The following is a 20,725-nucleotide window of genomic DNA, read 5'->3' as shown; positions in this document are numbered from 1 at the left end:
ACAAATGATATTCATTTGTTCAGCCAAATGGCATTTTAACAGACGGACAAACAAAAGTCAACGGTTATTGTGCAACAGCAACCGTGGACGGGTCAACCTTGATGCCAGGGCCCATTGTGGATGTAATCGTGACGTTTTTCACGTACGTCCCTTTTGCCGCCGCCGGTTTGGCTTTCAAAATTGCTTCATAGACGGCTGCGAAGTTTTCAGCCAATTTCTCGTTGTCAAACGACACTTTGCCGATCGGAACGTGGATGTTGCCCGCTTTGTCGACGCGGTATTCCACTTTACCAGCCTTGATTTCTTGCACCGCTTTTGCTACGTCAAACGTGACTGTTCCGGTTTTCGGGTTTGGCATCAACCCTTTCGGCCCTAAAATGCGGCCGAGTTTCCCGACTTCACCCATCATGTCCGGCGTAGCAACAACGACATCAAAGTCAAACCAACCTTGCTGGATTTTGTTGATATATTCTGTATCGCCGACATAGTCAGCGCCAGCCGCTTCTGCTTCTTTCGCTTTTTCCCCTTTCGCGAACACCAACACGCGCGCCACTTTCCCTGTGCCGTGCGGCAGGACGACGGCGCCGCGAATTTGTTGGTCCGCTTTTTTCGGGTCGACGCCCAAACGGAACGCCACTTCCACCGTGGCATCGAATTTCGCGATGTTCGTTTTTTTCACGAGCTCGATTGCTTCAGCAATCGGGTATGCTTTGGAGCGGTCGACGAGTTTCAATGCTTCTAAGTATTTCTTTCCTCTTTTCGGCATGTGAAAAATCCTCCTCGGTTGTGGTTTTAGCGGAAAAACCTCCCACATTGAACGTTCTTCGCTTCTTTCGAAAACGAAGAAGCGGACGGATGCCCATTCATCAGGCCCGTCTTGCTGTTTTTGTTCATGGAGAGAGAGGTTGCCCAATGACGCAACCTCCCCTACAAACGACGCACCGGCTTTAGTCTTCAATCACAATGCCCATGCTGCGGGCCGTGCCTTCGATCATGCGCATGGCCGCCTCAATGCTCGCCGCATTCAAATCCGGCATTTTCAGCTCAGCGATCTCACGCACTTTGTCGCGTTTAATTGTCGCCACTTTGTTGCGGTTCGGTTCGCCGGAGCCCGATTCAATGCCCGCCGCTTTTTTCAGCAATACAGCGGCTGGCGGCGTTTTCGTGATGAATGTAAATGAACGGTCTTCAAAAACCGTAATTTCAACCGGAATGATCAACCCTGCTTGGTCCGCCGTGCGGGCATTAAACTCTTTGCAAAACGCCATAATATTGACACCGGCTTGACCCAACGCAGGACCTACTGGCGGCGCCGGATTCGCTTTCCCTGCAGGAATTTGCAGTTTGACGACCTTGATTACTTTTTTCGCCACGAGACACACCTCCTTAAGTCCGTGATGTGGTATTAGGGATTGCCCCTCCCACTCATCCGGCTCCGGTCTACTGAGCCGTTTTCCTATCTCCCGTTCAGTTGAGAGGATCAGCGTAAAAACAAAACGGCTCCCTTATACAAGTGTATAAGTTCACCGCCATATGTCTCCGTTTAAGAGACATACTGACTTTAAAATAGTATCACTTTTCCCTATCAATTGCAAGTTCTTTATCCATTAGATTTTTTCTATTTGCGAAAACTCAAGCTCCACCCGTGTTTCGCGCCCAAACATATCGACAAGCAACTTCACTTTATGTTTATCCGGGTCAATCGCTTCAATTTTCCCTGTAAAGTTCGCAAACGGACCTTCTTTGATCCGCACCGTTTCATTTACCTCATAGTCTACGTCAACCTCGGCAAGCGGCATGCCCATCCGCTTCAAGATCATTTTTACTTCTTCCTCCATAAGCGGCGTCGGTTTCGAACCAGCTCCGCTTGAGCCGACAAATCCAGTGACGCCCGGCGTGTTGCGCACGACATACCATGAGTCATCCGTCATGACCATCTCAACGAGCACATAGCCAGGGAACACTTTCTTTTTCGTCGTTTTCCGTTTTCCGTTTTTGACGTCCGTCTCCGTCTCTTCCGGAACGACGACGCGAAAAATTTTATCTTGCATTCCCATCGATTCGACGCGTTTTTCCAAATTGGCTTTCACTTTGTTTTCATATCCCGAATATGTATGGACAACATACCAGTTTTTCTCCATCAACAAGCCTCCCCAAGGCGGTTTTCGTTTTATTTTTTGCGCAAAACAAAAACCCGTTGCCGGGTTCCATACGCGCACGATTATCTTTCATTATAACATATCCTTCGTCCGCTTATTCAAACACGAGGCGAATCAACTCAGAAATGCCGAGGTCCACAACGGCAAAAAAGACGGTGAAAAACGCCACCGTGGCCAACACGACCGCCGTGTAGTTCACTAACTCCTTCCGGTTTGGCCAACTCACTTTTTTCAGCTCGCGTACGACTTCTTTTAAAAAGTTGATTACTCGCTGCATCACTCGTACCTCCATCATCGTTCAAAGCTATCTCCACCGTCTATTTCGTTTCACGATGGATTGTATGCTTGTTGCATGTTGAGCAAAACTTGTTGGCCATAAGGCGCTCACCAAGGCGACGTATTTGTTTTGCTGCCGTATAGTTTCGGCTTCCGCACTGCGCGCAAGCCAGCGTCACTTTTTGGCGCATCAGCATTCCACCGTTCCTTCGAGATGTCCATAAAAATTTATCATATTGGCTGTTTCGCTGTCAATGACATCTTTTGATGCGGCGGCGCGATGCCTACAAACTGATCTCGCGGTATTCCAAATATTTCTCGAGCTTCCGCTTGACGCGTTGCAACGCGTTGTCGATCGACTTGACATGGCGGTTCAGCTCTTCGGAAATTTCCTGGTATGAGCGTCCATCCAAATACAAAGCGAGCACTTTCCGCTCGAGGTCGCTAAGCAGTTCCGCCATCTTTAGTTCAATATCATCGACTTCCTCGCGGTTGACAATCAATTGTTCCGGGTCCGTCACCTGCGTGCCGGACAACACATCCATCAGCGTCCGGTCAGATTCATCGTCATAAATCGGCTTATCCAAGGAAACGTAAGAGTTGAGCGGAATATGCTTTTGGCGGGTCGCCGTTTTAATCGCGGTAATCATTTGCCTTGTGATGCAAAGTTCTGCAAACGCTTTAAATGAGGAAAGCTTGTCCCCATTAAAATCACGGACGGCCTTATACAGACCGATCATTCCTTCCTGCACGATATCTTCCCGATCAGCTCCGACTAAAAAATAGGAGCGAGCTTTGGCGCGCACAAAGTTTTGATATTTATGGATTAAAAAATCAAGTGCTTCCCCATCCCCTTCGTGAACGAGCGCAACAAGCTGCTCATCGTCCAGCTGATGATAATCTTTCCCTTTCATTGCTTTCAAGCATTCCCCCACGCTGATCCCCCCGACCGCATCAATCGCTAACATGTATTATACAGGACAAATTTTTACAGCGTCAACCGCTCATTTTTCTCCTCTTCGCCATTTTTCAAAAATTTCAGCAATTCTATCATTTAGCGGAACTTTGGAGATCGGAGTGCGCTGCCGCATCGCTTTTACCTTTTGGGAAATGTCCCGCTCAACCGTCTCGACTTCATCCAATAGCTCGCGCGCCGACTTGCGCAGGGCGCCTTGGCCGAACACCGTCCATTGTTCGGTGTAGTCGGAGGTAGCGACATACACTTTTGTGCGCGCATTCATCAATGTTTTCGCCAACCGTTCAATTCGCTCATCGGCCGTCTCATGTTCCTTTGTAAAAATGACGTCGACGTCGTAATGTTTATACTTTTTCTCGCTTCCTTGCACGAGGTGGGCATCGAATACGATCACGACATGATCCCCAGTGAATCCTTTGTAGTCAGCCATTTTTTCAATCAATAAATCCCTTGCCGCTGCCAGATCGCCCTCTTCTTTCAGCCGGCGCAGCTCCGGCCACGCTCCGATGATGTTATAGCCGTCGACAATCAAAATGTTCATTCGCTATTCTCCCAACGGATACCGCTTCCGGTACACCTCGTACATGAGCAGGCTGGCGGCGACAGAGGCATTGAGTGAGGTGACATGGCCGCGCATCGGCAACCGGAACAAGAAATCGCACTTTTCAAGCACTAGGCGGCTGATCCCTTTTCCTTCGCTCCCGATGACGAGCGCCAACGGCATCGTGCCATCGAGCGAGCGGTAGTCGTCTTGAGCCGATGCATCCGTTCCGGCTACCCACACTCCGCGCTCTTTCAGCTCGTCAATCGTCCGCGCCAAGTTTGTCACACGCGCGACCGGAACGTGCTCAATCGCCCCGGTCGACGCCTTCGCCACCGTTTGGGTCAGCCCGACCGAACGCCGCTTCGGAATAATGAGGCCGTGCGCCCCGACCGCATCAGCGGTGCGCATGATGGCCCCTAAATTATGCGGATCCTCAAGCTCGTCCAAGATGAGAAAAAACGGCGCCTCGCCCCGCTCGGCGGCGCGAGCGAACAAGTCATCGACTTCATAGTAGCGGTAAGCCGCCGCCTGAGCGATCACCCCTTGATGAGCTCCTTCAACCATCTGATCAAGCTTGCGCTTCGGGACATATTGGACGAGCACGCCCCGCCGCTTTGCCCATTCAAGCACAGGTTCGACGGTATGGCGCTGCGCCCCTTCCGCGATCCAAATTTTATTGATGTCGCGCCCGGCTTTGAGCGCTTCAATGACCGGATTTTTGCCGATAATGTAGTCCATCATTCCAACGCCCTTTCTTCCCTTTCAATAATGGCAAACGAACGGCCGATCAGCTCATCAACCCGCTTTTCATTATTAACCAAAAAATGATAACCGATGAGCGCCTCAAAGGCCGTGCTATGCCGGTATGTTTGCACATCCGTATTTTTCGGGATTGTGCCTGATTTGGCATTGCGGCCGCGGCGGACGATGTCCTTTTCCTCCTCGGTCAGGACGCCCTCGTCAAGCAACGCCAAAATCACTTGCGCTTGCGCCCGCGCCGACACATAGCGGACCGCCCGCCGATGCAGCTCATGCGGCCGCACGCTGCCGCCAGCAAGCAAATGGCGTCGCACATACACCTCGTACACGGCGTCGCCAATATAGGCAAGCGCCAGTCCATTTAATTGCTTCACATCGTTGACTGTTTCAAACTCCGCCATCATCGCGTGCTATCCCCGTTTCCATCTTGTTCCTTGCGGCGTGTCTTCCAAAATAATGTTTTTCGCTCTCAACTCGTCGCGAATGCGGTCGGCCAGCGCAAAATCGCGGTTTTTCCGCGCTTCATTGCGCTTTTGGATCAACGCCTCGATTTCCTCATCAAGCAGCTCATCCTGCTTCAAGGTGAGTCCAAGTACGTCCGCCAGCTGTTCGAACTCGCGCAAAAACGCGTGAATGACCTTCTCGGATGTCGTTTTTTCCTGCAAGTACAAGTTGGCCTGCTTCGCCAGTTCAAACAATACGGCAATGCCGTTCGCCGTGTTGAAATCGTCGTCCATTTCACGGATGAACGAGGCGCGGATGTCGGCAATGCGCGAAACCCATTCCTCGTCATTGTCCGTTAAGTTCGTGCTTGCCTGCAGGCGATGCTGCAAATTGCCATACGCCGTCTTCAGGCGCTCGAGTCCGCGCCGCGCACTCTCAAGCAGTTCCTCGCTGTAGTTGATCGGATGGCGGTAATGCACCGACAGCATGAAAAAACGCAGCACTTGCGGGTCGATCTCCCGGATGATATCGTGAACGAGCACGAAATTGCCAAGCGACTTCGACATTTTTTCGTTGTTAATATTTAAATACCCATTGTGCAGCCAATATTTCGCGAACGGTTTGCCGGTCAGCGCCTCCGACTGGGCGATTTCGTTTTCATGGTGCGGGAATGTCAAGTCCTGGCCGCCGGCGTGGATATCGATCGTATCGCCCAAATATTTGCGCGCCATCGCCGAGCATTCGATATGCCAACCAGGCCGCCCTTTCCCCCATGGACTGTCCCAACAAATTTCTCCTTCCTTCGCTGCTTTCCAAAGGGCGAAATCAAGTGGATCGTCTTTTTTCTCTCCAATTTCGATGCGCGCCCCAGCTTGCAGCTCATCGATCGATTGATGAGACAGCTTGCCGTATTCGCGGAACTTGCGCGTCCGGTAATACACGTCGCCGTCGACTTCGTAGGCATATCCTTTGTCAATGAGCGCCTGAATGAATTCGATAATCGTATCAATGTTTTCGGTCACCCGCGGATGGATGTCCGCTTTTTTGCAGCCAAGCGCCTGAATGTCTTCAAAATACGCCTCAATAAACCGCTCAGCGATCGCCGGCACGCTCTCGCCGAGCTCGCGGGCCGCTTTGATCAACTTGTCATCAACATCGGTAAAGTTCGATACATACGTCACATCATAGCCGCGGAACTCCAAATAGCGGCGGATCGTGTCAAAAACGATGGCGGCCCGAGCATTGCCGATGTGAATATAATTATAGACGGTCGGGCCGCACACATACATTTTCACTTTATTCGGTTCCAGCGGCTCAAACGGTTCTTTTTTTCGCGTCAGCGTATTATAAAGCCGGATGCTGCTCATACTCGTTCTTCCTTTCTTGTTGTTTCAATGCCTCAAGCTCGCTTTTCAGCCGGGCGATTTCCTCTTCAAGCTCCCGAAACCGGTCGGCGATCGGGTCAGGAAGGTCGGTATGGTTTAAATCTTTCTTCACTTTCACCCCGTCGCGCACAACGACGCGGCCCGGAATGCCAACGACGGTCGAATTGGGCGGTACGTCTTTTAACACGACCGACCCAGCGCCGATTTTCGAGTTTTCCCCGATCGTAATCGAACCGAGCACTTTTGCGCCGGCAGCGATCAAACAGTTGTCTTTGATCGTCGGGTGCCGCTTCCCTTTTTCTTTCCCTGTCCCGCCTAATGTGACCCCTTGATAGACGGTGACATTGTCGCCGATTTCGCACGTTTCGCCAATCACCACGCCCATGCCGTGGTCGATGAAAAAGCGGCGGCCGATTTTCGCGCCCGGATGGATTTCAATTCCAGTGAAAAAGCGGCTGATTTGCGAAATCAAGCGGGCAAGAAAGTAAAATTTCCGCTTGTAAAGCGCATGGGCGATCCGATGCGCCCAGATGGCATGCAGGCCGGAATATGTTAAAATGACTTCCAAATAGCTTCTCGCCGCCGGGTCTTGCTCAAAAATGACCTCAATATCCTCTTTTAACGTTTTAAACATCATGTCCTCCCTCCATCCCTCTAAGTTGTCTTGAATAAAAAAGCGTCCCTGTGCCGAAGACACAGAGACGCTTTTGGCGCGGTTCCACTCTGTTTAGCGAAACGGGGCGCCGTTTCGCTCACTCGATTCCGATAACGGAGATGCTCCGCTCCCCTCTACTGCAGAACGTCTCTGTTCCGGTTCGAAAGGAGACTCCGAGGCGCACTTCAGACAGCACCGAACATAAGCCGCTTCCAGCCAAGGCGGCTCTCTCTGGGATGCCGATGCTTCCTACTTCTCCTCGTCAACGCTTTTTCTTTATGCGCTTGTTCCATCGAAACTTTATATTATTATACCACATCCATCATGCAAACGTGCATAGAGGCCGATTAAAATTTTTCTTGCAACGCCCGCTCCAGCCGCTCGATCACTTTTTCTTTGCCGAGCAACTGAATGGCAAACGGCAGCTCCGGTCCGTGCGTTTGTCCCGTCACCGCGGCGCGAATCGGCATAAACAACTTTTTCCCTTTTTGCCCGGTCGCCTTTTGCACCGCTTTAATGGCCGCTTTAATCTCGTCTGCCGTAAACGGCTCAAGCTCACGCACGCTCTCAAGGAAGGTGGAAAGCACAGCCGGCACTTGCTCTTCAGCAAGCACTTGACGCGCCTCGTCCTCGTAGTCGATTTCTTCTTTAAAGAACAGCTCAGACAGCGGGACGATCTCCGCCCCGTAGCTCATTTGCTCTTGATACAAAGCAATTAAATCGCGCGCCCATTGCCGCTGTTCGTCCGTCATATCCGCCGGCAGGCGCCCGGCTTTCACTAAATGCGGCAAGGCCAGCTCGACAAGCCGGTCAAGATCAAGCTTTTTGATATATTGGTTGTTCATCCATGTCAGCTTTTTCGTATCAAACATGGACGGCGATTTTGACAGCCGGGAGACATCGAACATGCGGATCAGTTCGTCTTTCGTAAAAATTTCTTCCTCTCCTTCCGGCGACCAGCCAAGCAAAGCGAAAAAGTTGAACATCGCTTCCGGCAAATAGCCAAGTTCTTTGTATTGCGAGACGAACTGAATGATGGATTCATCGCGCTTAGACAGCTTTTTCCGCTGCTCGTTGACGATCAACGTCAAGTGCGCGAACTGCGGCGGCTCCCAGCCGAAGTACTCGTATACCATGAGCTGCTTCGGCGTATTGGACAAATGTTCCTCACCGCGAAACACATGGCTGATTTCCATTAAATGGTCGTCGATGACAACAGCGAAATTGTATGTCGGAATGCCATTCGCCTTGACAATCACCCAATCGCCGCCGACATCTTTCGATTCAAACACCACTTTGCCGCGCACTAAATCGTAAAATTCGTACGTTTTCCCTTCCGGCACCTTCAGGCGGATCGTATACGGCTTCCCTTGCGCCTCGAGCTCCGCGACCTGCTCCGGCGTCAAATGGCGGCATTTGCCGCTGTACTGCGGAGCGGCGATGCCGGCCGCCCGCTGCGCCTCCCGCTCGCGCTCGAGCTCTTCCGGCGTGCAAAAACATTTGTACGCATGCCCTTGCTCAAGCAATTCATTCACATATTTTCGGTAAATATCGAGCCGCTCCGTTTGCCGGTACGGCCCGTAGCCGCCATCTTGATCAATCGATTCATCATAATCAATGCCGAGCCATTTTAAGTTTTCGAGCTGCGACTTTTCGCCGCCTTCGACGTTCCGTTCAATATCTGTATCCTCGATGCGGACGATCATTTTTCCACCGTGATGGCGGGCAAACAAATAGTTAAACAGCGCTGTCCGCGCCCCGCCGATATGCAAATGGCCGGTTGGGCTCGGCGCATAGCGCACGCGCACCTCTTTTGCCATCATCCAAACCCTCCACTTCCATCAAAGCTTGTGCTATTATTGTACCGTTTATCGCGGCAAAGTTCAAAACAGACAGCTCTCGCCTAAGCCGCACCACGCCGCCGACGCCCCCCTTTACACCTCCTAGCCAGGACGGCGAACAAAGCGCTTATGTATTAAGGGAACGAGGCCTTCCCAAATGATGTTGCCAAAGGCCGCTCCATTAGCTTTTTTGCAGCAAGACGACCGCCTGGGCGGCAATGCCTTCCTCCCGCCCAGTGAATCCAAGCTTCTCCGTCGTCGTTGCCTTCACATTGACTTGCGATCGCTCGGCTTCCAGCAACCGAGCGATCACCGCCCTCATTTCTTCAATATACGGCGCCATCTTCGGCTTTTGTGCGATGATCGTGCAGTCGGCGTTCACGAGCCTATACCCTTCCTGCCGAGCGAGCGCCCATACGTGCGCCAACAGCTCAGCCGAGTCGGCATCTTTAAAGCGCGGATCTGTGTCCGGAAAATGCCGGCCGATATCGCCGGCGCCGATCGCCCCAAGGCATGCGTCCGCCACCGCATGAAGCAGCACGTCGGCATCTGAGTGGCCGAGCAGCCCCTTTTCATACGGAATGGTGACGCCGCCAATGATCAGCGGACGCCCTTCAACAAGCTGATGGACGTCAAACCCTTGTCCAATGCGAAACATCTCTCCACCCCCATCTATTCGGCCATCCGGCTTGCCAAAATCGCCTCAGCAAACAAAAGGTCCTCCGGCGTCGTCAGCTTAATATTGCGATAATCCCCTTCAATGATCTTCACCGGCTTGCCGATTCGCTCCACAAGGCTGGCGTCATCCGTGCCGAGATAGCCAGCCTGTTTCGCCGCTTCGTGCGCTTCCATGATCAAAGACAGACGAAAAGCTTGTGGCGTCTGCACCGCCCACAAGCTGGAACGATCAATCGTCTGTTCGACAAACAAACCGTTCGCTTTTTTGATCGTATCTTTCACCCGCACTGCCGGGATCGCCGCCCCGTACTGAACAGCGGCGTTCACGAGCTCGTGCAAATGATGGACGCGGACAAATGGGCGAGCGCCGTCATGGATGAGAACAATCTCCTCCCCCGCGAGCGCCTGCAATCCGTTGTAGACGCTATGCTGCCGCTCCTCGCCGCCGTCGGTAAGCGCGGCGACTTTTCGAATGCGAAAGCGAGCGAGCAGCTGCTCAAATCGGCTTCGCTCGGCTGGGTTGACGACGAGCACGATGCGGGTGCACCGCTCATCACGCTCAAACACGTTCAGCGTCCGAACGATGAGCGGCTCACCGCCAAGCTCAAGGAATTGCTTGTTCATGCCGGCGTTCATCCGCTTTCCCCGCCCGGCCGCCAAGACAATCGCTTCGTAATTCATTGGCCGTTTCCCCTATTCGTTTTACAACGCTTTTTGCAGCAGTTTCAATTTGGCAAAAATCATTCTCCCCGCAGATGTTTGTAACACGCTGGTGACTAAAACGTCAACCCGTTTGCCGATATATTCTTTGCCATCTTCGACGACGATCATCGTCCCGTCGTCCAAATAGGCCACGCCTTGGTTATGCTCCTTCCCATCTTTAATGACGTGTACGTTCAGCTCCTCGCCTGGCAGCACGACCGGTTTGACGGCATTCGCTAAATCGTTGATATTCAAAACACGCACGTTTTGCAGCTCACATACTTTGTTTAAATTGAAATCGTTCGTCACGACAACGCCTTGAAGTTGCTTCGCCAGCTTGACGAGTTTGCTGTCGACTTCCTGGACGTCGCTGAAATCCGCTTCATGGATTTCCACTTTCATCGCCATTTCTTTTTGGATGCGGTTCAAAATATCCAAGCCGCGGCGGCCGCGGTTCCGCTTCAGCACATCGGACGAATCGGCGATATGCTGCAATTCTTCGAGCACAAACCGCGGAATGACAAGCGGCCCTTCCAAAAACCCGGTTTGGCAAATGTCTGCGATCCGCCCGTCGATGATGACGCTCGTATCCAAAATTTTCACAGCACCGCCCTTTGACGGTTCGTTTTCCGCTTCTCCACCTTTTTTCTTCGCCATGCGGTTGGACAAGGAAAATAAGTTCATCAACTCATTCCGTTTCTTTAAACCGACGCGAAACCCTAAGTAGCCAAGCAACACCGTCAAAAAAATCGGCAACACCGTATTCAACACTTGAATGTGAAACGACTGCAACGGCATGACAACGAAAAACGCGATAATAAGACCGAAAATCAGCCCGAGACTGCCAAACAGCACGTCGGCGGCCGGCGCCTTCACGAGCGTTTCCTCCACCCAGCGAATCATGTCGACCACATAATCGACAAGCCAAAACGTCAACAAAAAGAAAACGACTGCCCCCAGCACCGCAAGCGTATAAGAATTATTGAGAAGCGGCATGCCGCTCACATTCATCAGCTTAAGCAAGTCAGGAAAAAACATGGCGCCTAACGTTCCGCCCACGGCGAGGAAAAATAATTGCACAATGCGTTTGACCATCAGCCCATCTTCACCTCCCTATTTAACATTATAAACAGTTTCCAATGTTTGAAACCAATTGGAAGGCAATTTTTAATCGTTTTTGAACATTCGACATCTGCTTGTAACAATAGCGGAAAACGCCGGCCAAACGCCATAGTTGTTTCGGATCACCCTACTATTTTTTACGTACATCAGAGCGAAAAGGTTCAATCCTTTTAGGCTGTTTATGCCTCTGCTTGAACACTTAAGAATGAAGAGGCGATGAATTTTTGATCGCTCATATCCCCTTGGGCGCGAAGAACCGGGTTGCGCAGGTGAAAGAGCGATTAACACATTGTATGCTCAAGCGCCTCGGCCACATGCGAAACACCGATCACTTGCACACCTTTTGGCGGCTGCCAGCCAGCTAAATTGTTTTTTGGCACAATGATGCGGGAAAAGCCTAATTTTACCGCCTCCTGCACGCGCTGTTCGATGCGCGAGACGCGGCGCACCTCTCCAGTTAAGCCGACTTCGCCGATAATGACATCCGCCGGATTCGTCGGCCGATCGCGAAAGCTCGAGGCGATGCTGACAGCGACCGCTAAGTCAATTGCCGGCTCATCAAGCTTCACGCCGCCCGCCACTTTCAAATAAGCATCTTGGTTTTGCAACAGCAGCCCAACCCGCTTTTCGAGCACGGCCATCAAAAGCGACACACGGTTATGGTCAAGGCCGGTTGCCATCCGTCTCGGGTTGCCGAAGCTCGTCGGCGAGACGAGCGCCTGGATTTCCACGAGCACCGGCCGCGTCCCTTCCATCGCCGCCACGACCGTCGAGCCAGCCGCTCCGCGCGACCGTTCTTCTAAAAACACTTCTGATGGGTTTTCCACTTCCTTCAGACCAATGTCGCGCATCTCAAAAATGCCGATTTCGTTCGTTGAGCCAAAACGGTTTTTCTTGGATAACCTAATGTTCATTTTTTTAAATCTTCACTCATTTTTAGACGATTGACTTAAACAAACAACCAAATGTTGTTAAACAATTAAATGAACGATATGTTAAAAAACAAAAATTTATTACCGTATTATATGTAGTGAAAATCAAGAAATGTGGCTGTCTTTTCTAATTATGCAATTGATAACTCAGAGACACAAATTATTGTTTTAGACGATAAACAACCACCACTTTAACCAAGTAATGTTAAATAATTCAACAAACAATCTGATATTTAAATGAACTAACAATAATATTATGAAGAAACACAGGAAAATTATTAAAAACAAAGCAATTTATTACGTAAACCAATTAATAGTTAGACGAACAAAAACACTAAAAAGAATGATACACTCTTCATCACATTGCACAAAATCCTCTTCGCTTTTAAAGATATTTAATACTTCTAAAAAGAGTGAACCCAGTATATACTGTTCCCTTATGTTTGCCAAGGGGCTAAATTAGGACTAGTTATTTACATCAAATAAAGTGCTGTTTTTTTAATTCGCCTCCAATTTCAATATCCCTCCCCAAACAAAATTTCCATAATGTAGAATTTAATGTTGAAAATTGTTAATTTTTGTTGTTTGATATTAATGTATCTGAAACAACAAATTCACATAAAGAGAGATAGAACTGGGGAGAGGAATGAAATGACAAATACAGCTATATACATCGATTATGACAATGTGTTTATTACACTTGACCGATATTATAAAAAATATGATACCTTAAACATTCAACAGGATTTTATTCAAAAATTCTTCGCAAAATTTTCTAGCGACAATGTATTACATTCAAGGGCATACTTAAATTTTCATAATATTAGCTTAACGGATGAATTATTTAATGAGTTTAGGAAAAATATGGTTCAGTTATACCACATTCATTCTGGAAACAATACCTCTGATGTTCAGTTAATTATAGATGTAATAAAAAGCCTATATGATCCCAATGTCAAAATTGATAAATATATTATCGTTTCATCAGACAGTGATATGATACCTCTCATTAATGAGTTAAAAATAAATGGAAAAGAATATGAAATTTATTATTTCGCATTCAATACCAACTTAGACTATCAAGACTATTTACAAGACACAAATTCAAAATTTACCACCATTGAAAGCATCCTTGGCTTAGAAGTATATTCAAGAGAAAATGAAAGTAAATTCGATGATACTGAATACCTAAAAGGTATATTGACTTTTATCAATAACTTAATAAACAAAACATATACAACATACTTAAAGGTAGACAATGGTGAAATTATTTCTGCTGGAGCTACACATAAAGGTCTTTTAAGGGATTATCTAGAGCAAAATAATGTCTTTGTTCGAGAAGATTTAAAAAGTGGTTTCGCAATAGATACACTATTTAAAAAAGGTATTCTTTATGAATACGAACTATCTAATGGGTTCAAGGCAATTTTGATAAACGAAACAATTATTAACAGTAAAGGCATTACTTTAAATAACATTAAAAAAGAATCAGATTTTAAATTTCCAATTACCGTTTGACAAAAACTCGTATCAATTATAGAATAATGGCATAAGATATATTAAGCGTTTTATTAACAAAAGCATTATAAGCGATCTTTTTAAAAAATTAATTCAAGCGATTTTTTAGAAAATGTAAGACTAAGCGATGATGAGAAAAAACTCCTTACGGGGAGTTTTTTCTTTTTTATTACCATTCATTTTCTTATTTATTTAAGACTTCAAGGGTTTGGATAAAATTCAAGGATTGTAAAAATGAATCCAACTTTGATGGATTCATTTTTATGACATTTTGAATGTAAGTATTGTTTTAAAAAGCCTGAAATTCGAGTTTTGCCTCTTTTAGTTCTCTTAATTTGCGAGCTGATAGTGGGGTCTTCATTAATAAATATGGATTTAAATGAAGCTGAAATTATCTGATAAAGTTGGTTTAGTCGGTTTTGTAAGGAATATGTTTAACCCGAGTTCGACAGTTTTGAGGCCATTTTAGGCAAATGAAAATGGTTAAAATGCTGTAATATCAAGGATTTCACGATGCGGATCCTAGAAAAAAACGCTGAATTTCATAGGCACACGACTTGATGATTTAACCTTTTAAAATAGCCGAATATCGTTTATAATATAGGCATGTACATACGGAGAGTCACACGCAAAAACAAAGATGGAACGACTGTTGCATATCTTCAGCTTGCTCACAACGAATGGGATCCGAAGGCCAAATATGCGAAAGCGAAGGTGATTTATTCGTTTGGGCGCGAAGACGAGGTGGATCGCGCTGTCTTGGAGCGTCTGGCCAAAAGCATTTCGCGATTCCTTTCTCCTGAGCAGGCTTGGGAAATCGAGACGTTGACAGGAGAAGTGTCGGATGACTTTCAGTTTCAATCAAGCAAACGCCTTGGTGGCGCTTGGCTTTTGGATCAGCTCTGGAGACAACTGGGATTGGGAGAGATTCTCCACTCCTTGTTTGCCTCCCGACATCATCAGATTCCGTTGGAACGGCTCATTTTTGCCATGGTGGCGAATCGTGCCCTTCATCCGTCAAGCAAGTTGGCGATGGAGGAGTGGGTGGAGAAGGACGTGCATATCCCTCATCTTCCCCAAGTCGCCAGCCACCAGTTATACCGGGCGATGGATGAGCTGCTGGCTGTGCAGCCGGAATTGGAACGCCAAGTGTTCCATGCCGTGGCCGATTTATTGAACCTGGAAGTCGATTTGATTTACTTTGATACGACTTCGTCGTACTTCGAAGTGGATCCCTCTGAAACACCGGAAGGAGAATCGCTTCGAAAGCAGGGGTTTTCCAAAGATAAGCGTCCTGATTTGGTTCAAATCGTCATTGGGCTGGCTGTCACCCGGGAAGGAATCCCGATTCGCGCTTGGGTATGGCCTGGCAATACCATGGACATGACGGTCATCAAACAGGTGAAACAAGACTTGATTGGCTGGAAGCTTGGACGTGTGATCAGCGTCATGGACCGCGGCTTTTCCTCTGAAGAGAATTTGCGAATCTTGCAACAGGCCGGGGGACACTATATTGTCGGCGAAAAAATGCGATCCGGCAAAGCCGCCGTCGAAGAGGCCCTAAGCCGTCGCGGGCGCTACCAACAAGTTCGCGAGAACTTGCATATCAAAGAAATCATCGTGGGCGACGGAGAAGCGCGTCAGCGCTATGTTCTCGTGTACAATCCCAGCGAAGCCGAACGCCAACGCAAGGAACGGGAAACGCTGCTCGAATCGCTGAAAGAGGAGTTGGAGGGGCTTCGCCAACTCCCCAATGAAGCTCATCATAAGGCCACCTGCCGGCTGCGTTCCCATCCGTCCTACGGAAAATACTTGCGCCAGTTGAAGGATGGAACGCTTCGCATCGACAAGCAGGCGGTTCGTGAAGCGGAAAAGTATGACGGCAAATATCTCATCCGAACATCCGACGATACCTTGTCTGCGGAAGATGTCGCCATCGGGTATAAGCAGCTGGTGGATATCGAGCAGGCCTTTCGGACGTTGAAATCGACACTTGAGCTGCGTCCCATGTATCATCGCTTGGAAGACCGCATCCGGGCGCATGTGCTGCTCAGTTGGCTGGCTCTCTTGTTAGTTCGGATCGTAGAGATCCGGACTCATGAATCGTGGCCGAAAGTAAGGATGAATGTGAGCGTCTTATGCTTGGACATTTTTCTTCCAAAAACGGCGACCTTTATCAACGAACCGAGCTGACGGCCAAACAAGCGCAACTCTTTACGGCTCTAGGGCTGGAGCCTCCTCCGAAGATCCTAGGCATCCATCCTCGCGCCTAGATACACGCCCGAAGTGTGCCCAAATGTCTCTCGTCCCTTTTGCATCAAGGGGCGAGAGGCATTTTGTTTGCCTAGTCACTGTCGAACTCGGGTTTAACAAAGTAATGGAATTAAGCTTAATAAAACAACAATCCCAGAAATCAATATGGATAAGTTTCTAACAGGAAAATAAAAATGTAAAACCCCTGAACGTATTTCAGGGGTCACGGGTTCGCCTTCCGCTCCAATGGAGGCGATATACATGTATAAGCTCCATTTGGTCTCATATCGTCACAGACGATAAGGACTATATAAGTAAAGTATGTTCAATATTAATGATACTGTAACATCATTAATTTGTCAATTGTGGCTTTGTTAAAGACTGTAGCTGCTTTTCCAAATCACTAATCCGCTTTTCTAAAGCTTCAATTTGTTCGTTTTTCAATTTTTTGATATATGGAGTTTGACGACTAAAGAGCATTTCTTCAAGTTCTTCCATCAGTTTGGTTCGTGCAATTGAACCAACAATTTTGGTTATCCGATTTTTTGACACGGCTCGGATCTGGTGAGTCAAAATATAAGAATCTTCTTTAATTTCTGGGTAATCCTTTTTCAAAACAGGGATAATGCATTTCTTAATTTCATCGGAAATGTTATTAAGCCCAGAATCCTTCTTTGAGGTCATCGGTACAACAACTACGATACTTGGATAGTCATCAATTACAATTCCAGTATGAACATATGATAGTTCTCGTCCTATATTGCTTACTCCAAAATCAATGCTTAATAATTTGCCTCTGCCATATCGTTTTGAGTAATAATCCTTTTCAACAAGATTACCCTCTTTATCCTCCTTAAAAATTCTTGCTTCTTCACGTTTATCGCCAAAAATTCCATATTGATTCCATAAACCATTCCAGAGAATAAATTTAATGGCTTGCTCGATGGTTAACCCCTTTACTAAATCCTCAGTATCCTTTAAATTCTTGGGTAACTCACTATTTATTTTGGGTTCTGTGTGGGCAAGCGATGTTTTAATTTCATCTCTTCTTGTTTTGTCTTGGATAATCTTCAATAACCCCTTAAAATCAAACAATCTGTTATCCTCCTTTTAATAATTGTGTGAAGAATAACAGATTTCGACAAAAAAAACTATATTCCTGCTTTTTACTCATCTGAAAAATCATCATACTCTGACCACAAAAAGATTAAATGCGAATCTGGGTATCTTTCTATAAACAGATTATCGTTTAAAGCAAACATCAAAGGGTCGTTAACGGATTGTTTCCTTTTCTCTCCAAGTTCCTCAAATAGATTGGTTATTTTTCTTAGTTCCTCAATGTTTTGGGTTGAAAACTGCAAAATTCTTTCAAATTCATAAATTGGTGTATCAATGTTTTGGGGAATATAAGTCCAATCTGAAAATTGAACTGATTGCCCCTTCCCTTCGAAGATATTTATTAGCTTTTCATATACTACATTTTCCTTTACTTCGAAAGTTACTTTATGTAAATACCCTAAAATATCCTCAATTGATTTTGTTCTGCTATTAAACATCATCTGCTGGATTATATTGAATCCCGCACGAATTCGTTGAACTTTAATTAAAATAAATTCAATTGTCATTCCAAAATCATCACTATAAGGTTCCATTTCAACTTTTCCGTTTGCTGTAATAAAGTGCGCCATCAATTAGTTTCTCCTTGAAAATTGAGATTTCTGTATTTTAATAAAGCTGTACAGTTATAACACAACCTGTTGCATATCCATTCTTGTGTCTTGATGTAATCTTTGCTCTTTTCTAAAGCAAAAAAGCTCCGAGTTGAATCTGGTCTTTTTTGTGTTCTAGGATTTCATCAATAAGTACATTTTTTCATACAAAATTATTTGTTTACATACCTTCTATTTTTGCTATAAAAAAGCGTCCTCGACCTTCGGCAAGTATTTACTTATTTCCGTAACCGTAAGGTCGTTTTCTAAGAATTCCTTTGCCGATTTAGAATAAATCACTATTTGGGAACTACTTTTCAACTTCAGAGCTGCTTGAATCTCGCTCTTTACCTTTTCTTCATCTTGTCTTATATCTACAACAATGAGAACACGTTCAGGCTTGTGTTCAAGCGATTGCTTAATCAAATTATTAATATATTCATCGCTGAAACTGTAACCAATAACAATGATAATTTTACTTTCCAAGGTGTATTTCCGAAATTCATAAACATAAAAGAGATATGGGTCAATAGATTGAAGCTTGGTATCCGTTCCAAATATCAAGTCAGGCTCTTCTTCTGGATGAACGGAAGATTTCAGTATATGTCCTTGGTCTTTATCTCTTTTCCAAGTAATGGACCCGTGTAACTTATACAGATAAATGCCAGCCTCTATATCTTGATTGTTACTGTCAAAACGGAGGCTATTCCAAGTTCTGTTCTCGTCAAAACCTAATTCAAGTTCAGAACCGTGAGGCTTGGCATATTCGAAACAAAGGTCATAATTCAATGTGAAAACTCGAATGGACTTGCCCACTTCTTTTTGAAATTCATAAAAATGGCGGTAATAATCCGCCGCGCGATAATCCTCCAACTTAATCCAGTTAATCAATTGAGTCGTGATTAACTTTTTTAACTTCCGTATACCTTCAAAGTTTGCACCTGCTAAATCAATGAGTCTATTGTTCCAGTTTGCAATAAAGGGATATACCAAATTCTTTTCCTTTTTCTCAAGTTCCGATAGCACATTCATTATTTTCTCGATACCCACAGTGTTATGAAACTTTCCAAAGATACCGTCAGCATACAAGATAGCGCTTTTGATATAGAAATATAAATCCTGCAGTCCTTTCCACTCATCTTTGTTTTTCAAAAGAGAGTTTTCTATATCTTCAACCATTTTATTTACTGTTGGAATGCCAGCATCAAAACTGCAACCAGCTCCCAATAAAAAAACCACATCGTTTTCTTTTATGCTCATATTCTATCTCCTACTCACAAGAACCAAGGTATATAAAAATTCGTCAAATCAACATCGCCTTCTGGCTGAAACTCTCTAAATTCAGAAATAAAGTTGGCAATGATGTTCGGATAATAAATCGAAATTGGAGATAACTTAGCGTTAAATCCCCTCCAATTCGCCCCAGACAAGTTAATGATGTCCTGCAAATACCTTCTCTTCTTCTCTGGATCCAGTTCATCTATCTGCATAAATTCTATATGCACTGGATTTCCAACTTTCTTTTTAACCAACTCTTTACCGTACTGTAAACCTTCAAACCAGACCAAGAACTCATTTGAAGATAGTTGAATGTATGAACTTTCGTAAGGAACCTTAGAGTTGTTCTCTGCGTATCCAAAAAACTTATTATCCGTGTTGATTTTAATGAATTGGAATTCAATATCGCTATACAAATGGGCTATTTCTTGCACACTACTTTTTATATACCTAATTTCATCGTTCTTAATTTTAAACGGTAAATGGATAACGCATTTCTCAATACTTCCATCAAGATTTTCCGAAATAACGCTTTTAATGTTTTCTCTTAATTGTAGAATATAATCTGTTCTTTCCTTTGCATCACCTAAGACGTTAATTTTGCGATAAATGCCACTGGAGTCCATACAAACAGAATAAGCAAAATATTTATTTATGTTCCCAAGCTCATCCTTTTTGTGCGCACAGCCTAATCCAAAAATAATACATTTATCATTACTCGGCTTTACTTTCCACGGAATCCCACCAAGTTTAGCAAAAATTTGTAGTCCAATATTGCCAACAGACCATTTTAATCCATCTCTAGCTGCGATTCTTTCACATCGAACAGTCTGTAAAGGTATTCGTTTTTCGGTGAAAATATATTTGACATAATGATAAGGTGAAAATCCAGTAATTGAGGAAGGAACTTTTTCGTTCATAACAAATATTCCAATTACTTTTTTATCTTGATGGCTCTCTACAATGGTTTGTAGCTCTTGTTCCACTACTTGTAAGCCTTCTTTAGTAAGCGAGGGAATAATAATATGCTTGACATTTTCTTTTGCTAACTTGATTTTATAGACTGATTCCATTCCAGCAAAAATGTTCGTGTAAGTTTTGCCTAATAGCGAACTATACAATTCAAGAGCTTCATTCCTATCTTGAGATTCAAACATAAACACAAACAATGGTTCTTTATCAAGGTTTGCTAACGGTCCGTAAGTCTTTAAACCCTGAACTTGAGAATTGCTTTCTTTTCCGTTACTAAAAATGTATGTTTTCATTTTTAATGGCTCTTCACCACAAGTTGTACTTGATCATTTAAGGTAGGTGTGCATAGAGGGTACAAAAAATGCGAATTTTCCTGTATGGTAAAGGTGACCAAACCGAACCATGGAGGGAAATTCGCATGTACTCTCAGTTTTCTGTGAAAATAATGAATCCATGAGCGGTTATTTTCATGCTTGGGTGGCGAGTAAAAGCTTACTCATGGATGTTTTTTGTTTTTAATTC

At 45.8% G+C, this 20,725-nt stretch carries 20 protein-coding genes, 2 pseudogenes and 2 other annotated features (1 of these 24 running past the window's edge); of the genes and pseudogenes, 2 read left to right on the top strand and 20 right to left on the bottom strand.

Annotated features, from left to right (window positions below):
- Nucleotides 1–17 (bottom strand) — a sequence feature (ribosomal protein L10 leader region); it reaches 147 nt to the left of the window's first position.
- Nucleotides 18–64: 47 nt separating this feature from the next.
- The 16 genes and pseudogenes from rplA to A0V43_RS15865 form a co-directional block, all read right to left on the bottom strand.
- Complete coding sequence (rplA, locus tag A0V43_RS15940) at nt 65–766, bottom strand: 50S ribosomal protein L1 (RefSeq protein ID WP_012820483.1); 702 nt, start codon at nt 764–766, stop codon at nt 65–67.
- A 181-nt stretch (nt 767–947) separates the two neighbouring features.
- The gene (gene rplK / locus A0V43_RS15935) at nt 948–1,373 is read right to left on the bottom strand and encodes a 50S ribosomal protein L11 (RefSeq protein ID WP_011229608.1); all 426 of its coding nucleotides are present in this window, start codon (nt 1,371–1,373) and stop codon (nt 948–950) included.
- 234 nt (nt 1,374–1,607) lie between these two features.
- Nucleotides 1,608–2,141, bottom strand: coding sequence for a transcription termination/antitermination protein NusG (nusG, locus tag A0V43_RS15930; RefSeq protein ID WP_012820482.1), 534 nt, complete (start codon nt 2,139–2,141; stop codon nt 1,608–1,610).
- Nucleotides 2,142–2,253: 112 nt separating this feature from the next.
- Nucleotides 2,254–2,436, bottom strand: a complete 183-nt coding sequence (secE, locus tag A0V43_RS15925; protein ID WP_012820481.1) for a preprotein translocase subunit SecE — start codon at nt 2,434–2,436, stop codon at nt 2,254–2,256.
- 40 nt (nt 2,437–2,476) lie between these two features.
- A complete protein-coding gene (gene rpmG / locus A0V43_RS15920; RefSeq protein WP_012820480.1) occupies nt 2,477–2,626 on the bottom strand; it encodes a 50S ribosomal protein L33 in 150 nt (49 codons plus the stop codon).
- Between the two features lie 93 nt (nt 2,627–2,719).
- A complete protein-coding gene (gene sigH, locus A0V43_RS15915; RefSeq protein ID WP_063193544.1) occupies nt 2,720–3,403 on the bottom strand; it encodes an RNA polymerase sporulation sigma factor SigH in 684 nt (227 codons plus the stop codon).
- Nucleotides 3,404–3,439: 36 nt separating this feature from the next.
- The gene (locus A0V43_RS15910; protein WP_063193543.1) at nt 3,440–3,952 is read right to left on the bottom strand and encodes an NYN domain-containing protein; all 513 of its coding nucleotides are present in this window, start codon (nt 3,950–3,952) and stop codon (nt 3,440–3,442) included.
- Nucleotides 3,953–3,955: 3 nt separating this feature from the next.
- Nucleotides 3,956–4,693 carry a 23S rRNA (guanosine(2251)-2'-O)-methyltransferase RlmB gene (gene rlmB, locus A0V43_RS15905; RefSeq protein WP_063193542.1) on the bottom strand — a complete coding sequence of 246 codons (738 nt, stop codon included), beginning with the start codon at nt 4,691–4,693 and terminating at the stop codon, nt 3,956–3,958.
- Nucleotides 4,693–5,118 (bottom strand): Mini-ribonuclease 3, encoded by a 426-nt coding sequence (locus A0V43_RS15900; RefSeq protein ID WP_014194591.1) that lies wholly within the window; start codon nt 5,116–5,118, stop codon nt 4,693–4,695. Before A0V43_RS15900 ends, rlmB begins: the two co-directional genes overlap by 1 nt.
- A gap of 6 nt (nt 5,119–5,124) precedes the next feature.
- Nucleotides 5,125–6,525, bottom strand: coding sequence for a cysteine--tRNA ligase (cysS, locus tag A0V43_RS15895; protein WP_014194590.1), 1,401 nt, complete (start codon nt 6,523–6,525; stop codon nt 5,125–5,127).
- Entirely contained in the window at nt 6,503–7,213 is a 711-nt protein-coding gene (cysE, locus tag A0V43_RS15890; RefSeq protein WP_235048601.1) for a serine O-acetyltransferase, read from the bottom strand. Before cysE ends, cysS begins: the two co-directional genes overlap by 23 nt.
- Before the next feature lie 24 nt (nt 7,214–7,237).
- Nucleotides 7,238–7,473, bottom strand: a binding site (T-box leader).
- 72 nt (nt 7,474–7,545) lie between these two features.
- Nucleotides 7,546–9,018, bottom strand: coding sequence for a glutamate--tRNA ligase (gltX, locus tag A0V43_RS15885; RefSeq protein ID WP_011229598.1), 1,473 nt, complete (start codon nt 9,016–9,018; stop codon nt 7,546–7,548).
- A 202-nt stretch (nt 9,019–9,220) separates the two neighbouring features.
- Complete coding sequence (gene ispF / locus A0V43_RS15880; protein ID WP_013143976.1) at nt 9,221–9,697, bottom strand: 2-C-methyl-D-erythritol 2,4-cyclodiphosphate synthase; 477 nt, start codon at nt 9,695–9,697, stop codon at nt 9,221–9,223.
- A 14-nt stretch (nt 9,698–9,711) separates the two neighbouring features.
- Nucleotides 9,712–10,398, bottom strand: a complete 687-nt coding sequence (gene ispD, locus A0V43_RS15875; RefSeq protein WP_015373720.1) for a 2-C-methyl-D-erythritol 4-phosphate cytidylyltransferase — start codon at nt 10,396–10,398, stop codon at nt 9,712–9,714.
- 21 nt (nt 10,399–10,419) lie between these two features.
- On the bottom strand, nt 10,420–11,514 hold the full coding sequence (locus A0V43_RS15870) for a PIN/TRAM domain-containing protein (protein WP_012820471.1): 1,095 nt from the start codon (nt 11,512–11,514) through the stop codon (nt 10,420–10,422).
- Between the two features lie 308 nt (nt 11,515–11,822).
- Nucleotides 11,823–12,434: pseudogene (locus A0V43_RS15865) on the bottom strand (magnesium chelatase domain-containing protein); the annotation flags it as partial.
- Between the two features lie 690 nt (nt 12,435–13,124).
- On the opposite strand from A0V43_RS15865, the gene A0V43_RS15860 reads away from it, so the two are divergent.
- Complete coding sequence (locus A0V43_RS15860; protein WP_009361470.1) at nt 13,125–13,991, top strand: NYN domain-containing protein; 867 nt, start codon at nt 13,125–13,127, stop codon at nt 13,989–13,991.
- A gap of 606 nt (nt 13,992–14,597) precedes the next feature.
- Nucleotides 14,598–16,264 (top strand): annotated as a pseudogene (locus A0V43_RS15855) (IS1634 family transposase).
- 331 nt (nt 16,265–16,595) lie between these two features.
- On the opposite strand, the gene A0V43_RS15850 reads toward A0V43_RS15855, so the two are convergent.
- The 4 genes from A0V43_RS15850 to A0V43_RS15835 all read right to left on the bottom strand — a co-directional run bounded on the left by A0V43_RS15850 (nt 16,596) and on the right by A0V43_RS15835 (nt 20,496).
- Complete coding sequence (locus tag A0V43_RS15850) at nt 16,596–17,339, bottom strand: type II toxin-antitoxin system PemK/MazF family toxin (protein ID WP_063193541.1); 744 nt, start codon at nt 17,337–17,339, stop codon at nt 16,596–16,598.
- Nucleotides 17,340–17,410: 71 nt separating this feature from the next.
- Nucleotides 17,411–17,932 carry a hypothetical protein gene (locus A0V43_RS15845; RefSeq protein WP_009361468.1) on the bottom strand — a complete coding sequence of 174 codons (522 nt, stop codon included), beginning with the start codon at nt 17,930–17,932 and terminating at the stop codon, nt 17,411–17,413.
- A gap of 222 nt (nt 17,933–18,154) precedes the next feature.
- Complete coding sequence (locus tag A0V43_RS15840; protein ID WP_009361467.1) at nt 18,155–19,213, bottom strand: SIR2 family protein; 1,059 nt, start codon at nt 19,211–19,213, stop codon at nt 18,155–18,157.
- A 14-nt stretch (nt 19,214–19,227) separates the two neighbouring features.
- Nucleotides 19,228–20,496, bottom strand: coding sequence for a Piwi domain-containing protein (locus A0V43_RS15835; protein WP_063193540.1), 1,269 nt, complete (start codon nt 20,494–20,496; stop codon nt 19,228–19,230).
- Between the last annotated feature and the right edge of the window lie 229 nt (nt 20,497–20,725).

The organism is Geobacillus sp. JS12, from assembly GCF_001592395.1.
GTDB classification, from domain to species: Bacteria; Bacillota; Bacilli; order Bacillales; family Anoxybacillaceae; genus Geobacillus; species Geobacillus zalihae.
The sequence above is the reverse complement of the archived record's forward strand: the minus strand, read 5'-3'. Positions and strand labels throughout refer to the sequence as shown.